At 53.0% G+C, this 15,259-nt stretch carries 11 protein-coding genes and 2 pseudogenes; 4 read left to right on the top strand and 9 right to left on the bottom strand.

Features of this window, described 5'->3' with window-relative positions; genetic code table 11:
• Positions 1-18: 18 nt before the first annotated feature.
• The 5 genes from F6R98_RS17090 to hyfB are packed head-to-tail and all read right to left on the bottom strand — an operon-like array spanning position 19 to position 6,839.
• Positions 19-1,629, bottom strand: a complete 1,611-nt coding sequence (locus F6R98_RS17090) for a hydrogenase large subunit (protein ID WP_228124931.1) — start codon at positions 1,627-1,629, stop codon at positions 19-21.
• Positions 1,629-3,092: a hydrogenase 4 subunit F gene (locus F6R98_RS17085; RefSeq protein WP_153250092.1), complete on the bottom strand. Its 1,464-nt coding sequence runs from the start codon at positions 3,090-3,092 to the stop codon at positions 1,629-1,631. The genes F6R98_RS17090 and F6R98_RS17085 overlap by 1 nt, the downstream gene beginning before the upstream one ends.
• On the bottom strand, positions 3,089-3,772 hold the full coding sequence (locus F6R98_RS17080) for a formate hydrogenlyase (protein ID WP_153250091.1): 684 nt from the start codon (positions 3,770-3,772) through the stop codon (positions 3,089-3,091). Before F6R98_RS17080 ends, F6R98_RS17085 begins: the two co-directional genes overlap by 4 nt.
• The gene (locus tag F6R98_RS17075; RefSeq protein WP_153250090.1) at positions 3,772-4,716 is read right to left on the bottom strand and encodes a respiratory chain complex I subunit 1 family protein; all 945 of its coding nucleotides are present in this window, start codon (positions 4,714-4,716) and stop codon (positions 3,772-3,774) included. Before F6R98_RS17075 ends, F6R98_RS17080 begins: the two co-directional genes overlap by 1 nt.
• On the bottom strand, positions 4,716-6,839 hold the full coding sequence (gene hyfB / locus F6R98_RS17070; protein ID WP_153250089.1) for a hydrogenase 4 subunit B: 2,124 nt from the start codon (positions 6,837-6,839) through the stop codon (positions 4,716-4,718). The genes F6R98_RS17075 and hyfB overlap by 1 nt, the downstream gene beginning before the upstream one ends.
• 690 nt (positions 6,840-7,529) lie before the next feature.
• On the opposite strand from hyfB, the gene nhaD reads away from it, so the two are divergent.
• On the top strand, positions 7,530-8,975 hold the full coding sequence (gene nhaD / locus F6R98_RS17065) for a sodium:proton antiporter NhaD (protein ID WP_153250088.1): 1,446 nt from the start codon (positions 7,530-7,532) through the stop codon (positions 8,973-8,975).
• An 8-nt stretch (positions 8,976-8,983) separates the two neighbouring features.
• Here the strand turns inward: nhaD and pilV are convergent, their stop codons facing one another.
• The 3 genes and pseudogenes from pilV to F6R98_RS22180 form a co-directional block, all read right to left on the bottom strand.
• Complete coding sequence (pilV, locus tag F6R98_RS17060) at positions 8,984-9,451, bottom strand: type IV pilus modification protein PilV (RefSeq protein WP_153250087.1); 468 nt, start codon at positions 9,449-9,451, stop codon at positions 8,984-8,986.
• On the bottom strand, positions 9,436-10,038 hold the full coding sequence (locus F6R98_RS21705) for a GspH/FimT family pseudopilin (RefSeq protein WP_194269993.1): 603 nt from the start codon (positions 10,036-10,038) through the stop codon (positions 9,436-9,438). The genes pilV and F6R98_RS21705 overlap by 16 nt, the downstream gene beginning before the upstream one ends.
• A 511-nt stretch (positions 10,039-10,549) precedes the next feature.
• Positions 10,550-10,885 (bottom strand): annotated as a pseudogene (locus F6R98_RS22180) (transposase); the annotation flags it as partial.
• A gap of 313 nt (positions 10,886-11,198) precedes the next feature.
• Here F6R98_RS22180 and F6R98_RS17045 point away from each other — a divergent pair.
• From F6R98_RS17045 to F6R98_RS17040, 3 genes and pseudogenes are all read left to right on the top strand, one after another.
• Positions 11,199-11,672, top strand: coding sequence for a chemotaxis protein CheW (locus F6R98_RS17045; protein ID WP_153250085.1), 474 nt, complete (start codon positions 11,199-11,201; stop codon positions 11,670-11,672).
• A gap of 81 nt (positions 11,673-11,753) precedes the next feature.
• Positions 11,754-12,179 (top strand): annotated as a pseudogene (locus F6R98_RS22890) (PAS domain-containing protein); the annotation flags it as partial.
• A 51-nt stretch (positions 12,180-12,230) separates the two neighbouring features.
• Positions 12,231-13,619 (top strand): methyl-accepting chemotaxis protein, encoded by a 1,389-nt coding sequence (locus F6R98_RS17040; RefSeq protein WP_228125261.1) that lies wholly within the window; start codon positions 12,231-12,233, stop codon positions 13,617-13,619.
• Positions 13,620-13,839: 220 nt separating this feature from the next.
• Here F6R98_RS17040 and F6R98_RS17035 read toward each other — a convergent pair whose 3' ends face one another.
• Positions 13,840-14,691, bottom strand: a complete 852-nt coding sequence (locus F6R98_RS17035) for a PAS domain-containing protein (RefSeq protein ID WP_153250083.1) — start codon at positions 14,689-14,691, stop codon at positions 13,840-13,842.
• Between the last annotated feature and the right edge of the window lie 568 nt (positions 14,692-15,259).

The following is a 15,259-nucleotide window of genomic DNA, read 5'->3' as shown; positions in this document are numbered from 1 at the left end:
CGGCGAGAGAGGTTGGCGTCAAAGATCCTGACCGGAATACGATGCATTGACCGATTTGTTGCAAAGCGGGAAGTCCGGCACGATATTATTGTGGATCAGTTTTTCCAGCGAAGGCCAGTTCAGCACGCTGGGATCGCGGGGATAATAGCGGGCAATGCGGTTGTTTTCGCCGAACCGGACATGGCACAGCAGTTCGCCGCGCCAACTTTCCAGGATGCCGATACCTTCGGCGCCCGCCGGAGGAACATGCCAGGCGGCAAGGATTTCCCGTTGCCGCGGCAACGACGCAAGCAGGCGCTCCAATAGGTCGAGCGCGGCATAAATATCCTCATAACGCACATGCAAGCGCGCGGCTACATCGCCGTCCGCACTGCAGACCGCCTTGGTCGGGAATGCATCGTAAGGCGGGTAAGGCGCATCGCGGCGCACATCGTAGTCGACGCCGCTGGCGCGGGCCATATATCCCACGCAAGCGAAGGCCTGGGCAAGTTCTTGCGACAGATAGCCGGCCGTAACCAGGCGATCCTGCAGCGATCCGTTGTTTTCCAGTATCGGGCGCAATTCATCAAGTTCGCCGCGCAAGCGTAAAAGGGCGGATCGCATTGCATCCACGATTTTCTCATCGATATTTTTTGCCACGCCGCCCGGGACGACGGCATCCATAAGAAAACGGTGCCCGAACCAGGCATAATTGTCACGTTGCCATATTTCGCGCAAACGGCTGAACTGATAATTGGCGAAGGCGAAACCGACATCGTTACAAATTCCGCCTATATCGCCCAGATGATTGGCTATACGCTCGCGTTCGGCGAAAATTGCCCGCAGAAACACCGCTCTTGCGGGTACGGTTATGCCGGCCGCGTTCTCCATCGCCATGCACGCCGCCCAGGCGTGGGCTACGGTAGCGTCGCCGGAAACCCGGCCCGCCAGCCGGGCCAGTCCTTGCGGGTCGCGCCCTTCCGCGATTTTTTCGATGCCTTTATGGACATAGCCCAGATGTTCCTCCAGATTCAGCACCGTTTCACCCACTGCAAGAAAACGGAAATGCCCCGGCTCGATAGTGCCGGCATGCACCGGACCCACCGGGATTTCGTAGACGCCGTTGCCTTGCGCTCCGATAAACGGGTAGTTATGATCGGGAGGGGTTAAGGGCAAGGGAGTGCCGGACACAGGGAAGTTTTTGCGTAACGGAAACTGTCGTTCGCTCCAGGCTTGATGGCGGGTCCAGCGGCGCGGGTCGGGATGATCAGGAAAACGAATGCCGAACAAGTCGGTTGCGTGCCTTTCCATTCTATCCGCAGCCGGGAAATAAGGCGTGAAGGAGGGCGCCTCCGCAATTTCTCCCGGAACAAAACAGCGCAGCAGTATATAGTCCGCCTGTTTTTCCAGGCATGCGGTTAGCGTGAAGCTATCTTCTCCGTCTTCGACCCACAGCGCCACAAAGCGGAAGTTCATTTGCTTGACTTCATGCGCCAGATCCGCCCCCCAATGTTGGTGGGCGACTTCGAACAGGCGCGCCGGTTGCAAGCCGTCGTTGATTATCTCTTTTAAAGAAATGTCGCGATACACCAGGCTGGTCTGCAATTCAGGCAGCCACTGAAAGCGTGAGCGCAAAGTTGTATTCTCCACTACGGCATACTCCCTGTTATCAGCAACGTGGCTTGATTAAACCAGTTGGAAAGCACGTCGGGAATTGCAAATCCCAGCCATAACACCAGGGCCAGGTGCGCCATGACAGGCCACAAGTTGGCCCGAACCGGAATCTGTCCTTTGGGCGGCGCGCCATAAGCCATCGGATGCAGGTTACGGAACAAGCCGGCAAACGCGACGCCCAGGCCCAGCAATAACAAGGGCGTCAGCCAGGGATAGGCCTCCATGGTAGCCGTCAATACCAGAAATTCACTGGTGAATACGCCGAAGGGAGGAAAGCCGGCGATTGCGAGCGTGCCGACCAGCAGTCCCCAGCCGACCATGGGCTGGGTATTGATAAGTCCGCGAATCTTTTCAATTTTCTGGGTTTTGCTGATTTGTGCGGCATGGCCTACCGTTACAAAAATGGCTGATTTGGTCAGGGAATGGACGGTCATGTGCAACAATGCGCCGAAAGTGGCCAACGCGCCGCCGACGCCGAAGGCAAAAGTCATCAAGCCCATATGTTCGATGGAAGAATAACTGAACAGCCGCTTGACGTCGCGCTGGCGATGCAGAAACAGCGCGGCTACCAGGAATGATAGGAGTCCGAATCCCATCATCATATAACCGGCGAGATGCGTCCCCACGGAGCTGTCCACCACCATTTTGCAGCGTACGACCGCATAGAGCGCATCGTTCAGCAATAATCCGGATAAAACCGCCGACATTGGCGTGGGTCCTTCCGAATGCGCATCGGGCAGCCAGTGATGCATCGGCACCAGACCGACCTTGGTGCCGTAGCCCATCAACAGGAATACAAACGCCAGGCCGAGTACGGTTGGGTTCAGTTCCGCCGCATGCTGGTAAAGCACGGACCAGAACAGAGCATCATTGCCGGTAAGACCGATCTGGTTGGCTGCAAAGTAAAGCAGTACGGTGCCGAACAGCGCCTGCGCGATACCGACGCCGCAAAGGATGAAGTATTTCCACGCGGCTTCTATCGACTCGGGCGTTCGGTACAAACTGACCAGCAAAACCGTGGTCAACGTGGCTGCCTCCATGGATACCCACATTAACCCCATGTTGTTGGTGGTCAACACCAGGTACATGCTCAGCATGAAGCCCTGGTACATGACCAGATAGAATTTCAAACGCTGCTCGGTCAGACGTCCGTGCTTCCGTTCGTTTTCCATATAGGGGTTGGAAAACATGGCCGTCGTGGTGCCGATAAAGGCAGTCAGCACGATCAGGTAAACATTGAATGCGTCGAGCAAAAACTGTTCGTCGCGCGTTACCAGACGGCCTTGATCCAGCACTTCGTAAGCCAGGAACAGCGTTATCAGAAACGTTGCTGCGTTGAATTTGACGTTCATGCCTCCTGCATTGGGCAAGTGGCCGAAGAAAACCTGGTAAACCATGCCCAGCAAGGGAAGAATAAGAACCAGATAGAGCGCGATCATGACTCGACCTCGCTAAGGCGGTTGAGCCGGTCGACATCCAGGGATTCGATGCTGGAGCGGATGTGAAAGAAAAATACGCCAAATAATATGGCTGCAACGAGCACATCGAATGCAATACCCAGTTCGACTACCAGCGGCATACCCCGCGTTGATGCCACTGCGGCGAAGAACAAACCGTTTTCGATAGCCATGAAACCGACGACGTGAGCCACGGCCTGACGCCTGGAAATCATCAGCAGCATGCCCAGCAACACGACCGCAAGGCTCACGGCAATGGTGTTGCGGGTGGCAAGCGTGGACAGCTGCGCAATGGGCAGCACCACGTAATAACTGAACAGCACCAGCGATGCGGCTATCATCATGATAACGCCGGGGTATAGCACCTTTTCCGCGTCTTTTTCGATATCCAGGCTCACGATCAGCCTGAACAGCATGGCGGGAATGATGGCTACCTTTAATATCAGTGTGATCAGCGCAGATCCGTACAGGTGATGCGACGATTGCGAATAGCCGACTATCGCTGTCGCCAGGGACAACAGCAGGCCTTGACCGGCAAACAGCAGGACCAGGTTAATCAGACGTTTTTGCGCCAGCATCAGGAATGATATGAAGACTATCAATGCGGCGATAAAAAGAATCGCCTGTTCGTGGAGCGTGTGCTGTGTAAGCGTGACATTCATTATTTGTCGACCTCGAGAATAATGTGGCTGAGCATGCCCAGCAGGCTCAGCAGATACGCAAAGCCCAGAAATTCCTGTATCCGGAACACGCGCATCTTGGCGAATGCCGTTTCGCAAACCGGCAACAAAATCCCCAGCACCATGAGTTTACCGGCGATGGCCAGCGCGCCATATTTCAGCGCCGGCAGCGTGAGCTCGTCGGCAATACCCCATGGCAAGAAGACGTTGCAAATGACCACACCGTACAACATTAAGCGAATCTGGCTGGCCCACTCTATGAAAGCCAGATATTTCCCGCTGTACTCCAGTATCATGGCTTCGTGTATCATGGTCAGTTCGAGATGGGTGGCCGGGTTATCGACCGGTATGCGCCCGTTTTCTGCTATCGTTACCAGCAGCATGCCGCCCAAAGCGAAAATAAACGATGGTCGCAACACCAGGCCGCTATTCAGCACGTAATCCGTGACGTTGGATAGATTGGTGGTGGATGCGCTCATGGCCAGGGTGAACACTGCCATCAGCATGGCGGGTTCGGCCAATGCAGAAATTGTCATTTCCCGCGATGACCCCATGCCGCCGAATGCGGTGCCGAGGTCCATGCCCGCCAAGGCCAGAAAAAACCGCCCGAGCGCAAAAAAACCGACCAGTACGATAAGGTCCGCGACCTCAGCCGTAGGGAGATGCGCCGCTATAAAAGGCACGATAGCCGCGGATAGTATCATTGATGCGCAGATTACATAGGGCGCGGCAAGAAACAGCCATGACGCCTGCTCTGCGACGACCGGCGTTTTGGTAAACAGCTTGAAGAGATTACGGTAGGGCTGAAGAACGGACGGCGCTTTACGGTTTTGCAGACGGCACTTGACCCATTTTATCCATCCGGCCAGTAACGGAGCGCTGCCGATGAAGATCAGGGTTTCGAATAAAGCGAATAACCAGCGCATTAACTCACCACTCCCAGAAGAAACACCAATGTGACGAAAGAATAGGCCAGATAGGTGCGGATATTTCCGCCCTGGATATGACTGATCTGTTTTGCCGCCGTTTCAACCGAATGCGCAATCGGGAGATAGATCGCCCGCCAGATGTGATCGCCGACATCCAGTTGATGGCGCACCTCGGTGACTTGCAGCTTGTTGCGCTCGGCAACGCTGGTTTCGACGTTTTCCTTCGCGTCGAGAAAGGGAAGGAAAATGCGCCGGATAGGCTGCGAGAAGGCAGTGGACGTGTATTGCATGCGCGGAGTCAGCGCGCCGAAACCGCAATCCCAGCGCGCGGCTCTGCGCACTTGCGCGTTTTTTCTGTTGGATAAGCGATAGCTTATCCATCCGACGGCTGCGAGAACTCCGACTATCAACGGCGCGGAATAGGATGACTTCACCTGTGTTCCGGGAGTCAGCCACAGCCAGCCGCGCGCGGTTGCCTCAGGCATGGGCTGTTCCAGCAACAGCGCGCTGACATTGCCCAGCATATGTATCACTACGTTGGGAAACAACCCGAACAGCAAACACAAAGCGGCCAGTAGCGCGGGAGCGGAAAGCATGCCCCGGTGCGTCACTTCATTGGCGTGGTGAGCGTGGCGGCTGCGCGGCTGTCCGAGAAAGGTAACGCCGAACGCCTTGACGAAACAGGCCGACGCCAGTGCGCTGCTGAAAGCCAGTATTGCCGATGCGACCGGTATCATGCTGCGGAGAATCCCGTTTTCGATGGCGGGAGCCTGCAAGGCGGCCTGAAAGGTCAGCCACTCGGAAACGAAACCGTTCAACGGCGGCAGGGCTGATATGCCTATGCATCCGATCAGGAATAGAAAAGCGGTTTTCGGCATGCGCCGGATTAATCCGCCCAGATACTCCATATCGGTCTGGTGGCGGGTTTGATGCAGCACCGAGCCGGCCGCAAGAAATAAAAGATGTTTAAACAATGAATGGTTGAGGGTGTGATAAAGCGCGGCTATCAGCCCCAACACCGCCATGCCGCGATGCCCGCTGCCGATATAGATCATGGAGAATCCCAGTCCGATAAAAATTATGCCGATATTTTCTATGGATGAATAAGCCAGCAGGCGTTTAAGCTGGTTTTCCTGCATGGCGTAAAGTATCCCCATCGCCGCAGAAGCGGTGCCCAGCAGCAGAACAACCACGCCCCACTCCCAATGGATATTACCGAGCAGGTCGTAGCTGAAGCGTATCAGTCCGTAGACCGCCAGTTTGGACATGACCCCGCTCATCAGCCCTACAAGATGAGAGGGCGCAACCGGATAGCTTTCCGGTAGCCAGACGTGTAGAGGAACCAGCCCCGCTTTCATGCCGAAGCCCATCAGCGCCAGCGCAAAAGCGGCCGTAGCCCACAGGGGCGAAAGATCGGCGGCGCGCATGGCGTCGAAAGTGAACGCGTGCCCAAAACCGGCGAGGACGCCGAAACTCAAAATAATAGCGCTTGCTCCCACTTGAGCCATTAGCAAATATAAAAAAGATGCGCGCCGGTTAGCCGCGCGCTCATGCCGGTGCGCAACCAGAAAGTAGCTGGAAACCGACATCAGCTCCCAGGCGATGACGAAAAAAAACGCATCGTCAGCCAGCAGCAGCAGTTCCATTCCGGCGATAAACAGCGCCGTTGCGACGCTCAGGCGGCCGAAAGACCTGCCGCTGTCACGGCTTTCATGCAGATAACCGGGAGCATATAGACTGACGGCTATGACCCCGATGCCGACAATGACGAGGAAGAAAGCGGATAGCGCGTCGATGCGGATGTGCCAGTGCAGCCAGGGCAGGCCGAACGGCAGCTGGGCTACCGCGGCGCTCCCGGCCAATAGAGCGGTCAACCCCGAACTGAGAGCTGCCCCGCCGGAAACGCCTAGAAGGATGAAAACCAGGCTGCGCAAGCGACGCGCAACCTGCTTGTTTATTTGACCATCAAGCTTTTCGTCCGAACCGGAAACCACCGGATTGCCGAACAGAAAAATTGCGCTTATCGACGCAGGCAGCCGCACGCCGGAGCGTGCGGCGATTGCCGCAAAGCCAGAAAGTAGTGCAGCAAGTACTGATAAATAGGCGAAAAACAGAGCCAAAGCGCCTCTCCCGGTAAGTTTACAACGCGATTCAGGTAATAGTGCGAAGCCGAAGCCCTGCATCCCGAAAAGAAAAAAGCTATGCACGCCTTTTTATGCAATCGTCAGGCCATTGTTGGTATCTGATTGAATAGTATGCGTATATGTAACTTTGTTGGTGTTGGAAGGTTGATATGCCCTGATAATGTAGTAAAAGAGTGGTTGCTAGGCACCAGTCTTGAAATAGACTTTTATTTCACAGCGTACTCACAGGTTGCCTGTGCGCTGCCCGGCATTTTCGAAAAGCCCCGGTTTTTCTTTGGGGGAATCGGATAAAAGAAACGCTTTGTGATAACATTTTACGATTGCTTTTTATAACTGAGTCGATATAAATATTTCATCGGTAACTATTCAACATGTGCTGAGTTCGGCTAACGGAATCTGCGAGAGCTTCCGGCAGAAAAGTTGTGTAGGAGCGGGCTAAAGCCCGCTCCTACACAGATAGGCAACGGTAGCTGAATAGTTACTTTTGTATATATCCTCCACGCTACGACAGCAATTGCCCCTTTAGAGTTGACGGAGCGGCGGATTTACAGCGGCACTGGAAACGTAACCGAAAAGTTGATCACCACAAACCCCGCACAGCCCCATGCGAACAGTTTCCGTACTGGCTGGCCGCGGTTAAATTCGACGACTGACTGACCCTTCATCATGCGTAAGGAAGCACATAAGCTGTTTGCCGGGTCCGCTTTGCTTGCCCCCTTGCCGGCTTTTGCCGGAGACGGCGCGACAGCGGCCAATAATCTGCAAATCGATCTGACTCACCACTGGGTCGGTTATTTTTCCCTGGCGGCCATCATCATCGCGTATGTGGCGGCCATGTTCGAAGAGTCTACCGAGTTACGCAAATCGAAACCGATGCTGCTGGCTTCGTCGCTGATCTGGTTCGCCATTGTTTATGTTTACCGCGGGCATGGAGCTACCGAAGTTGCGGTCAATGCCTTTACCGGCAACCTGCTGGCTTATATCCAGCTGTTCCTGTTCATCATGGTGTCGATGACTTACCTGAATGCGATGGAAGACATGAAAGTATTCAACGCCTTGCGCATCTGGCTGGTCGGCAAGCACTTCAGCTACCGCAGGATGTTCTGGATCACGGGCGTACTGGTGTTTTTTCTGTCCAGCGCGCTGAACGGCTTGACCATGGGGCTGCTGATGGGCGCCGTGGTGATGGCGGTCGGCAAGAAAAGTCCGAAGTTCGTATCGCTGGCCTGTATCAACATAGTGATTGCGACCAATGCCGGCGGTTCGTTCAGCCCGCTGGGCGGCATTTCAACGCTGTTTGTCTGGCAGCGCGGCATGCTGGGGTTTGGAGACTTTTTTAACCTGTTTATTCCCTGCGTAGTCAACTTTCTGATACCTGCCTGCATCATGCATTTCGCGGTGCCGAAAGACAAACCCGATTTTGAATCCTTGCATGTGAACATGCAGCGCGGGGCCAAGCGCGTCATTTTTTTATTTGCAACCACGGTTGGACTGGCCGTCCTTTCCGATACCTACTTTCATATGCCCGCCGCCGCCGGCATGATGGCGGGGCTGTCGCTGCTGCAGTTTTTTACGTTCTTTCTGCAAAAAACCTCGGAGCGCGATCAGGTGGTTTTACTCGATTGCACCGGGGTGCCGGATGTCGCCGAAGAAATCATCGGCAGCAGCAACCGCTACAATATTTTCGAAAAGGTCGGACGTCTGGAGTGGGACACCCTGCTGTTTTTTTACGGCGCGATGGTCGGTATCGGCGGGCTGGGTTTCATCGGTTATCTGGACACGGTGTCGCACCTGCTGTACGGACAGCATAGTCCGACCACGGCCAATATTCTGATTGGCCTGTCTTCCGCGTTCGTGGACAACGGTACTTTGATGTTTGCGGTACTGAGCATGCACCCGGACCTTCCGCAAGGACAATGGCTGCTGATTACGCTGACGCTGGGCGTCGGAGGCAGCCTGCTGGCGATCGGTTCCGCGCCCGGCATCGGTTTATTGGGGCAAAGCAAAGGATTTTATACTTTCAGCGGCCACATGAAATGGTTTCCTGTGATTCTGCTGGGGTATTTCGCCAGCATCGGCGTGCACTTTCTGATCAACGCACGGTTTTTTTGAGGCCGGCCTTAAGGCTGAAAGCTGGTTGTAAACTCCCTGGGTTGCGCGCCTGCGCGTTTTTCGTACCAGCGGATAGTGACGGTAAAAGCAGGGCCTGTGCCGCAGGAGGGCGCGCCTCGGCAAATTTCTCCGCTGCCTGCCGTCAACTGTTTGGCGATGTCGGCCCGCCACTGCGCCAGATCGTAAGCCGCCATCTGCTCCGGCGAGCAAACCGCGCTCGTACAATCGGCAGCGCTCGCGCCATCCGGTGCGGCATCATAAGCACCCAGGCTGACGCCTGCCTTATTGGCGCGCATGCGTTCCGATAAATCCTGCGCCAGCAATGTCGCTTGCAGTCGATAGTAACTGTTCTGACTGCTGCGCAATCCCGTTATCTGCAGTCCTGCCAGTCCCAGCAGGCCGATAGACAGAATCAGTAAGGTCACCAGGACTTCCAGCAGGGTAAATCCCGCAGCCGGTTTCATGGCGAAGCGCATGAGCTGATATCCGTCGCGTTGCCGTTGCTCGTTTCTTTTTCCGGGATACCGTTGCCGTTGCTGTCGGCTCCGATGCGTGTGCGGCCGATATTGTTGATGATAATCAGTTTCGAAGCGCCGGGGTGCGGTATGTATGAGTCGTCGCTATTGTCACACAGCGCGAACGCGCCCATGTTGTTGGAGCTGCCGTCGGGGAGAAACGAAACGAAGTTAACGAAATTATGGTTGCCGCGCAGCGTATAGCCGCCTGCCAAAGCGTCGTGCTGTCTGAGCAGTTCGTCTCCCGACGACTCGTCGAAAAGGCCGTTGTTGGATAAGTCCGTGAAAATTTGCCAGCCGGACTCCCATTCGTCTCCGTGTTTTCTAACTGTGACCCGGATACCGCGGCGTATCGCTTCGCTGCGCGCCAGATTCAGCGATGAGGAGAATTCGTTGATCTGCGTGGTCAGCCGGTTGCTGCGTATCAGTTCATGATAAGAGGGTATGCCTATACTCAATACGATACCCATAACGGCCAGCGTCGCCAGCAGCTCGATCAGGGTAAATCCACATGCATAAGCCGGTGTTTTCTGTGTGTGCCGAATCATTACAGGCGTGTTTCATATCATATTGGACTCAAACGGCAGTAGTTATGGTAAGCCGCGAAGGAATGTTTTTTCAATAGCTTGTTGCCGGCACTCAGGTTCAACCATGACCCCAAGACTGCGTATGGTGATAAAATCCGGCATCGAAAGCTATCGTGCGACTATATGCCGATAGACGTTTGGAGCGTGTGAGAGAAAACCGCAATGCAAAACAAAATATCCGTTAATCATCATCTGCCTGAATTCATCAGACGCGCCAAGGTCGGAATCGCGGTCATCGCAGGTTATTTTTTAGGCCGTTATCTATCTGAATTGAATGAGCAATATCAGTCGATTTTGTTCATCGGCGGTTTTGCCGTTGGGTTGATTGCTGTGCAGGGACTTCTTCGTTTGGTAATGCGATCAGCCAGGTTATTTGGCGCTTGGCGCTAATCGTCACAACTGCCGCCGCCCCCGTCCGGCCGTCAGGCGGCAGGTTTGCGCGGCAACCGCGATATGAGCCCCAAGAGCGCAAAAGAGTCATACGGAAGTTTAGAATCGTTGTTTCATCCGGCATTGATTCATCAAGCAAGTCCATCCGGACAAAAGCTCGCATGTAAGGCACATCGTAGAACGCATCCTCCATGCCTGGATCGGAGAGTGCAAACCACCGCTGCATGAAATAGATGCGCAGCATTGTTTCCAGGTCCCGTGGGTGGCGTCCTTTGTCTGCCTTGGGATAGTGGGGTTCAATCAGGACAGTCAGAATTGGCCAAGGCACGACCGCTTTCATTTCATCCAGAAAACGTTCGTGCTCGATTTTGCGCTTCTTGTTCATTTTAGCCAACGCAGCAAAGGACACTTGTTTCATCTAGTGAACCGGTTGTCCGTTTTTTGCCACAAAAAAAGAATGGTAACTATTTGATTATGCGTTTATTTGATCTGCGTTTTTGATTAAATCGCGGCGCCCCAGGCTGTTCAATCTTACAAAGTATTACATTTTGCAGAGGCTTCGCGAATTTTATCAATTTCAGCGTTAGAATGGCGTCAACGAAAATATGACAGTTATAAGACAGTGCCGCGTGGAAATACGCGCCTCCTCGCGCATCGCTAACGAACCAGGTTGACTATGGCGCAGAGCGCTTTTTCATAAGACGCAGGCCTTGAAAAAAGAGTTATCAGCTATGAACCAAGAATCATCACCTTTATTACCATCCCACACCAACGAATATCTGACTTTCACGCTTGGTAGGGAAGAATATGGCATGCCTATCCTCAATGTTCAGGAAATACGCGGCTACGACGCCGTAACCAGGTTGGTCGATACGCCGGAGTTCATTAAAGGTATTGTTAGGCTGCGCGGCCTTATCGTGCCAATTATCGATATGCGTATCAAATTCAATCTTGCTAAGGTAGAGTACAATGACCTCACTGTGGTGATCATTATCGGCGTGGCCGGCCGGATTGTCGGCATAGCGGTAGACGGAGTTTCCGATGTGATTGCCCTCGGCGCCACTCAGATCAAACCCGCTCCAGAGTTCGATTCCAGCATTGATACTAATTACGTTACTGGCGTTGGGATAGTCGAGGATCGTATACTTATCCTTGTCGATCTCGAAGAACTTGTCATGAGTCGCGATATGGAGCTGGTCAACTGACGACCAAGGATAAGTCTTGAGCAGTCATATTTAATTTTTAGGTTTTTTGATTGTTTTGCAATAGTAATGAAAGGAAAGTAAATGGGAGTTCTACGATCTATTTTTGGCGAAAGGGATGCTTCTCGGAAAGCTGCAGAACAGACCTTAATGCAAGATATGACGGGGCAAGTCGCCGCGATCAATAAAGTGATGGCTGTAATAGAATTTTCTCTGGACGGTACGGTTATCAATGCAAACCAGAACTTTCTGAATACGCTCGGCGGTTATACGCTCGATGAAATTAAAGGCCGGCATCACCGTATATTCGTGGATCCGGATTATCGCGAGAGTCAGGAATATCGCCGATTCTGGGAGAAGCTTGGGCGCGGTGAATACGATGCGGGGCAGTACAAACGTATCGGCAAGGGAGGGATGGAGGTTTGGCTTCAAGCGTCCTATAACCCGATCGCCGATATAAACGGCAAACCTTTCAAAATCGTTAAATATGCCACCGATATTACCGAACAGCAACAGCTCAACGCCGATTTTAAAGGACAATTGGCTGCTATCAGTAAGGCTATGGGAGTCATCGAGTTTTCGCTGGATGGCAAGATTCTTTATGCCAATGAAAACTTCCTCAATCCCCTCGGCTACAGGCTGGATGAAGTGAAGGGACTGCATCACCGTATTTTCGTAGATCCGGATTATAGCGAGAGTCTGGAATATCGCCAGTTTTGGGAAAAACTGGGGCGTGGAGAATATGACGCAAGCCAGTATAAGCGCATCGGCAAGGGAGGAAAGGAAGTTTGGATTCAAGCCTCCTATAACCCGATCATGGACATGAACGGAAAACCGTTCAAGGTCGTTAAATATGCTACCGACATCACCGAACAGGTCAAAACCGCTCAAGCGATGAAATTGGCTGTAGAACAGACTAAGGAGGTTGTCGGAGCCGCCATGGACGGAAATCTTACTCGAAATATTCCCATGGAAGGTAAAACAGGCGTGATTGAACAGCTCTGCTCCAGCGTCAATGCGTTGGTCGGAAACATGTTTGATGTCATTACCCTCATCAAGGAAAGCAGTGATTCCATTGCTAGCGCCACTACGGAAATAGCGGCAGGGAATCAAGATCTTTCGCAGCGTACCGAGGAACAAGCCAGCTCTTTGGAACAGACCGCGGCCAGCATGGATGAGCTCACCTCCACAGTACAACAAAACACTGAGCACGCCAAGCAGGCCAATCTGCTCGCTGGTAGTGCAAGCGATATTGCCACCAAGGGGCGCACAGTAGTCGGTAATGTAGTCGACACCATGAATTCGATCAACGAATCCTCGCGCAAGATCGTGGACATTATTTCTGTGATCGATGGTATCGCTTTTCAAACCAATATCCTGGCCTTGAATGCAGCGGTAGAAGCAGCTCGAGCCGGAGAGCAGGGGCGAGGCTTTGCGGTGGTGGCGGCGGAAGTGCGCAATCTCGCCCAGCGCGCTGCTGCGGCCGCCAAGGAGATCAAGGCGTTAATCGACAATTCGGTGGCGAAGGTCGATAACGGCACCAAGCTGGTGGCGCAGGCTGGAGAAACCATGGAGGCAATCGTCATAAGCATCAAACGGGTGACCGACATTATGTCGGAAATCTCCGCCGCTTCCGTGGAACAGAGCTCGGGCATCGCTCAAGTAAACCAAGCTATCACACAGATGGACGAAGTGACCCAGCAGAATGCCGCGCTGGTGGAAGAAGCGGCAGCGGCTGCCGAATCCCTTGAAGATCAAGCTGTTAATATGGCGAAAATAGTTGCCCGTTTCAAACTCGCCAACGAAGCCGGCGGGCAACATAACATCGCTATCCGTCGGTCGTCCGCCACTGCGCACACAGACCCGCAGAAATCCGCAACAACGACCGCGAGGCATAAGACCGCGACGGTGGCCTCTGCTGACGGTGTAAACGATTGGCAGGAGTTTTGATAAACGAATGGCTTTATAAGGAAACGCGGATTTAATCAAAATCGGCCGACTCCAGGCATGTAAAATCAAAGGATTGGCAATGTGGCTTTGTGGTAAAAATCGATGAAACCAGCGTTTACTCAAGCCTTTTTATATGCCGACTGTCATACATTGTTCCTTGTCGTGCTTGGCCTCAAAGTGTTATGAAAAAGAAAGTTTCTTAGAAACAGAAAAATAGTTTTCAGCGTTTCACAGATGAGTGTATGGGGCGAGTGCTAATAATCTGGGGTCCTATATATGCGTAACCTCTATTTCGCCAGGTTTGAATAAATAAACACTCATCAAATTTGTAAAGTTTTTGGCGAAGCCGACTCATTTGAGTGTTTAAGCGCGTTATTGCAGAAATGGCGTAGTCAAAACCCAGAGCGGAAATAATGTTGGCGCGAGTAACTAGCTCCCCGCAATGATAAATAAGTAAAGTTAGAATATCTGTCTCTGTAGATGTCAGATGCAGGACTCGACCGTTGGGATCGAAGAGGTAGCGCTTGTCTGTGTCGAGCAGCCACTTGCTATTCTCCGATGCAAACAATATACGGTGAGAGAGCGAGTTAATGCCGGGATCGTCGGCTTTGTCTGCTGTTGCGATAATGCTGTCGTTGGCAGTATTGAGAAAAATGCCGGGGGTCTGATTGTGCGCAATTTTCGTTTCTATAACGGGCGTTACTTCGCTGACTAGGACGTAGAATCCCGTAATTGCGCCTTCGGTGTTGATGTCGGGAATGTAGTTCGCCAGGGTGTAGCCGATGTTTCCGTTTGCCTTGGTCAGCGTACGTTCAAACTGTTGTTTAACGCCTGTCAGCGCGCCGGAAATATAGGGTTTATTTAAATCGAATAGGCGCTTTCCCAGCAGATCTTGTATCGACTCGCCGAGTAGGTCGTCCGGTGACCTGCCGAACCATTCCAGGTAGGCACGATTTGCAAATTTGCAGCGCAAATCTCTGTCCCAATAGCCGATCATGCACGGCAGGGCGTCCGCTATGGCGATCAATGGTATCGTTTCCGTACCTTTAAGTTTTTTAAACAAGTCGGTCATTTGAGTGTTTCAGTTTTCAGTGCGACTTTATTTATTGATTTCTGGTGTGTTTCTACTGTTTAATTTGTCTGTTGAAAAAGCCTTTGCGGAAGAGAATGCTGCCGATTTCTACGTCCAGGCCTGATTATCTCCGGAAATCCTCCTGTAGTCAGCGCATAGATGATGCAGGCCGCCTGATCAAATCTGCCGAAAACGAAGATTGGTGGGGAGGGGCTTCAGCATACTTGTCTTGTACTCCACTGCCGTTGTTCGGCGCAACCGTCAGGACAGGTTGGGTATTCCGTTTGTTTTCACCGATTAGTATGGCGCCGGTAGGCTGGACCGGGCGCGCTGAGCATCCGCGCAAGTGCTGATTTATTATTGAAAGCCGTGCGGAATCCCTGAAATAGAATTGGATTTCGACGGTCAGGCCTTAATCAGAGCTGCGCCATCCGTATGCCCAAGCAGTACGATGCGCCGCTCTGTTCGCCGGGTTCGACCTTTCGTAGTTTTGAGTAGCGGCAATGCAAGTCGCTGCGCAGGGTGCGGCTGGCGAGGAAGAAGTTCGGCGTTGTACGGAGGGGATAAT

Source organism: Candidatus Methylospira mobilis, assembly GCF_009498235.1.
In the GTDB taxonomy this organism is placed as follows: Bacteria; Pseudomonadota; Gammaproteobacteria; order Methylococcales; family Methylococcaceae; genus Methylospira; species Methylospira mobilis.
Note: the sequence above shows the minus strand (reverse complement) of the source record. Positions and strands in the feature narration are given on the sequence as shown.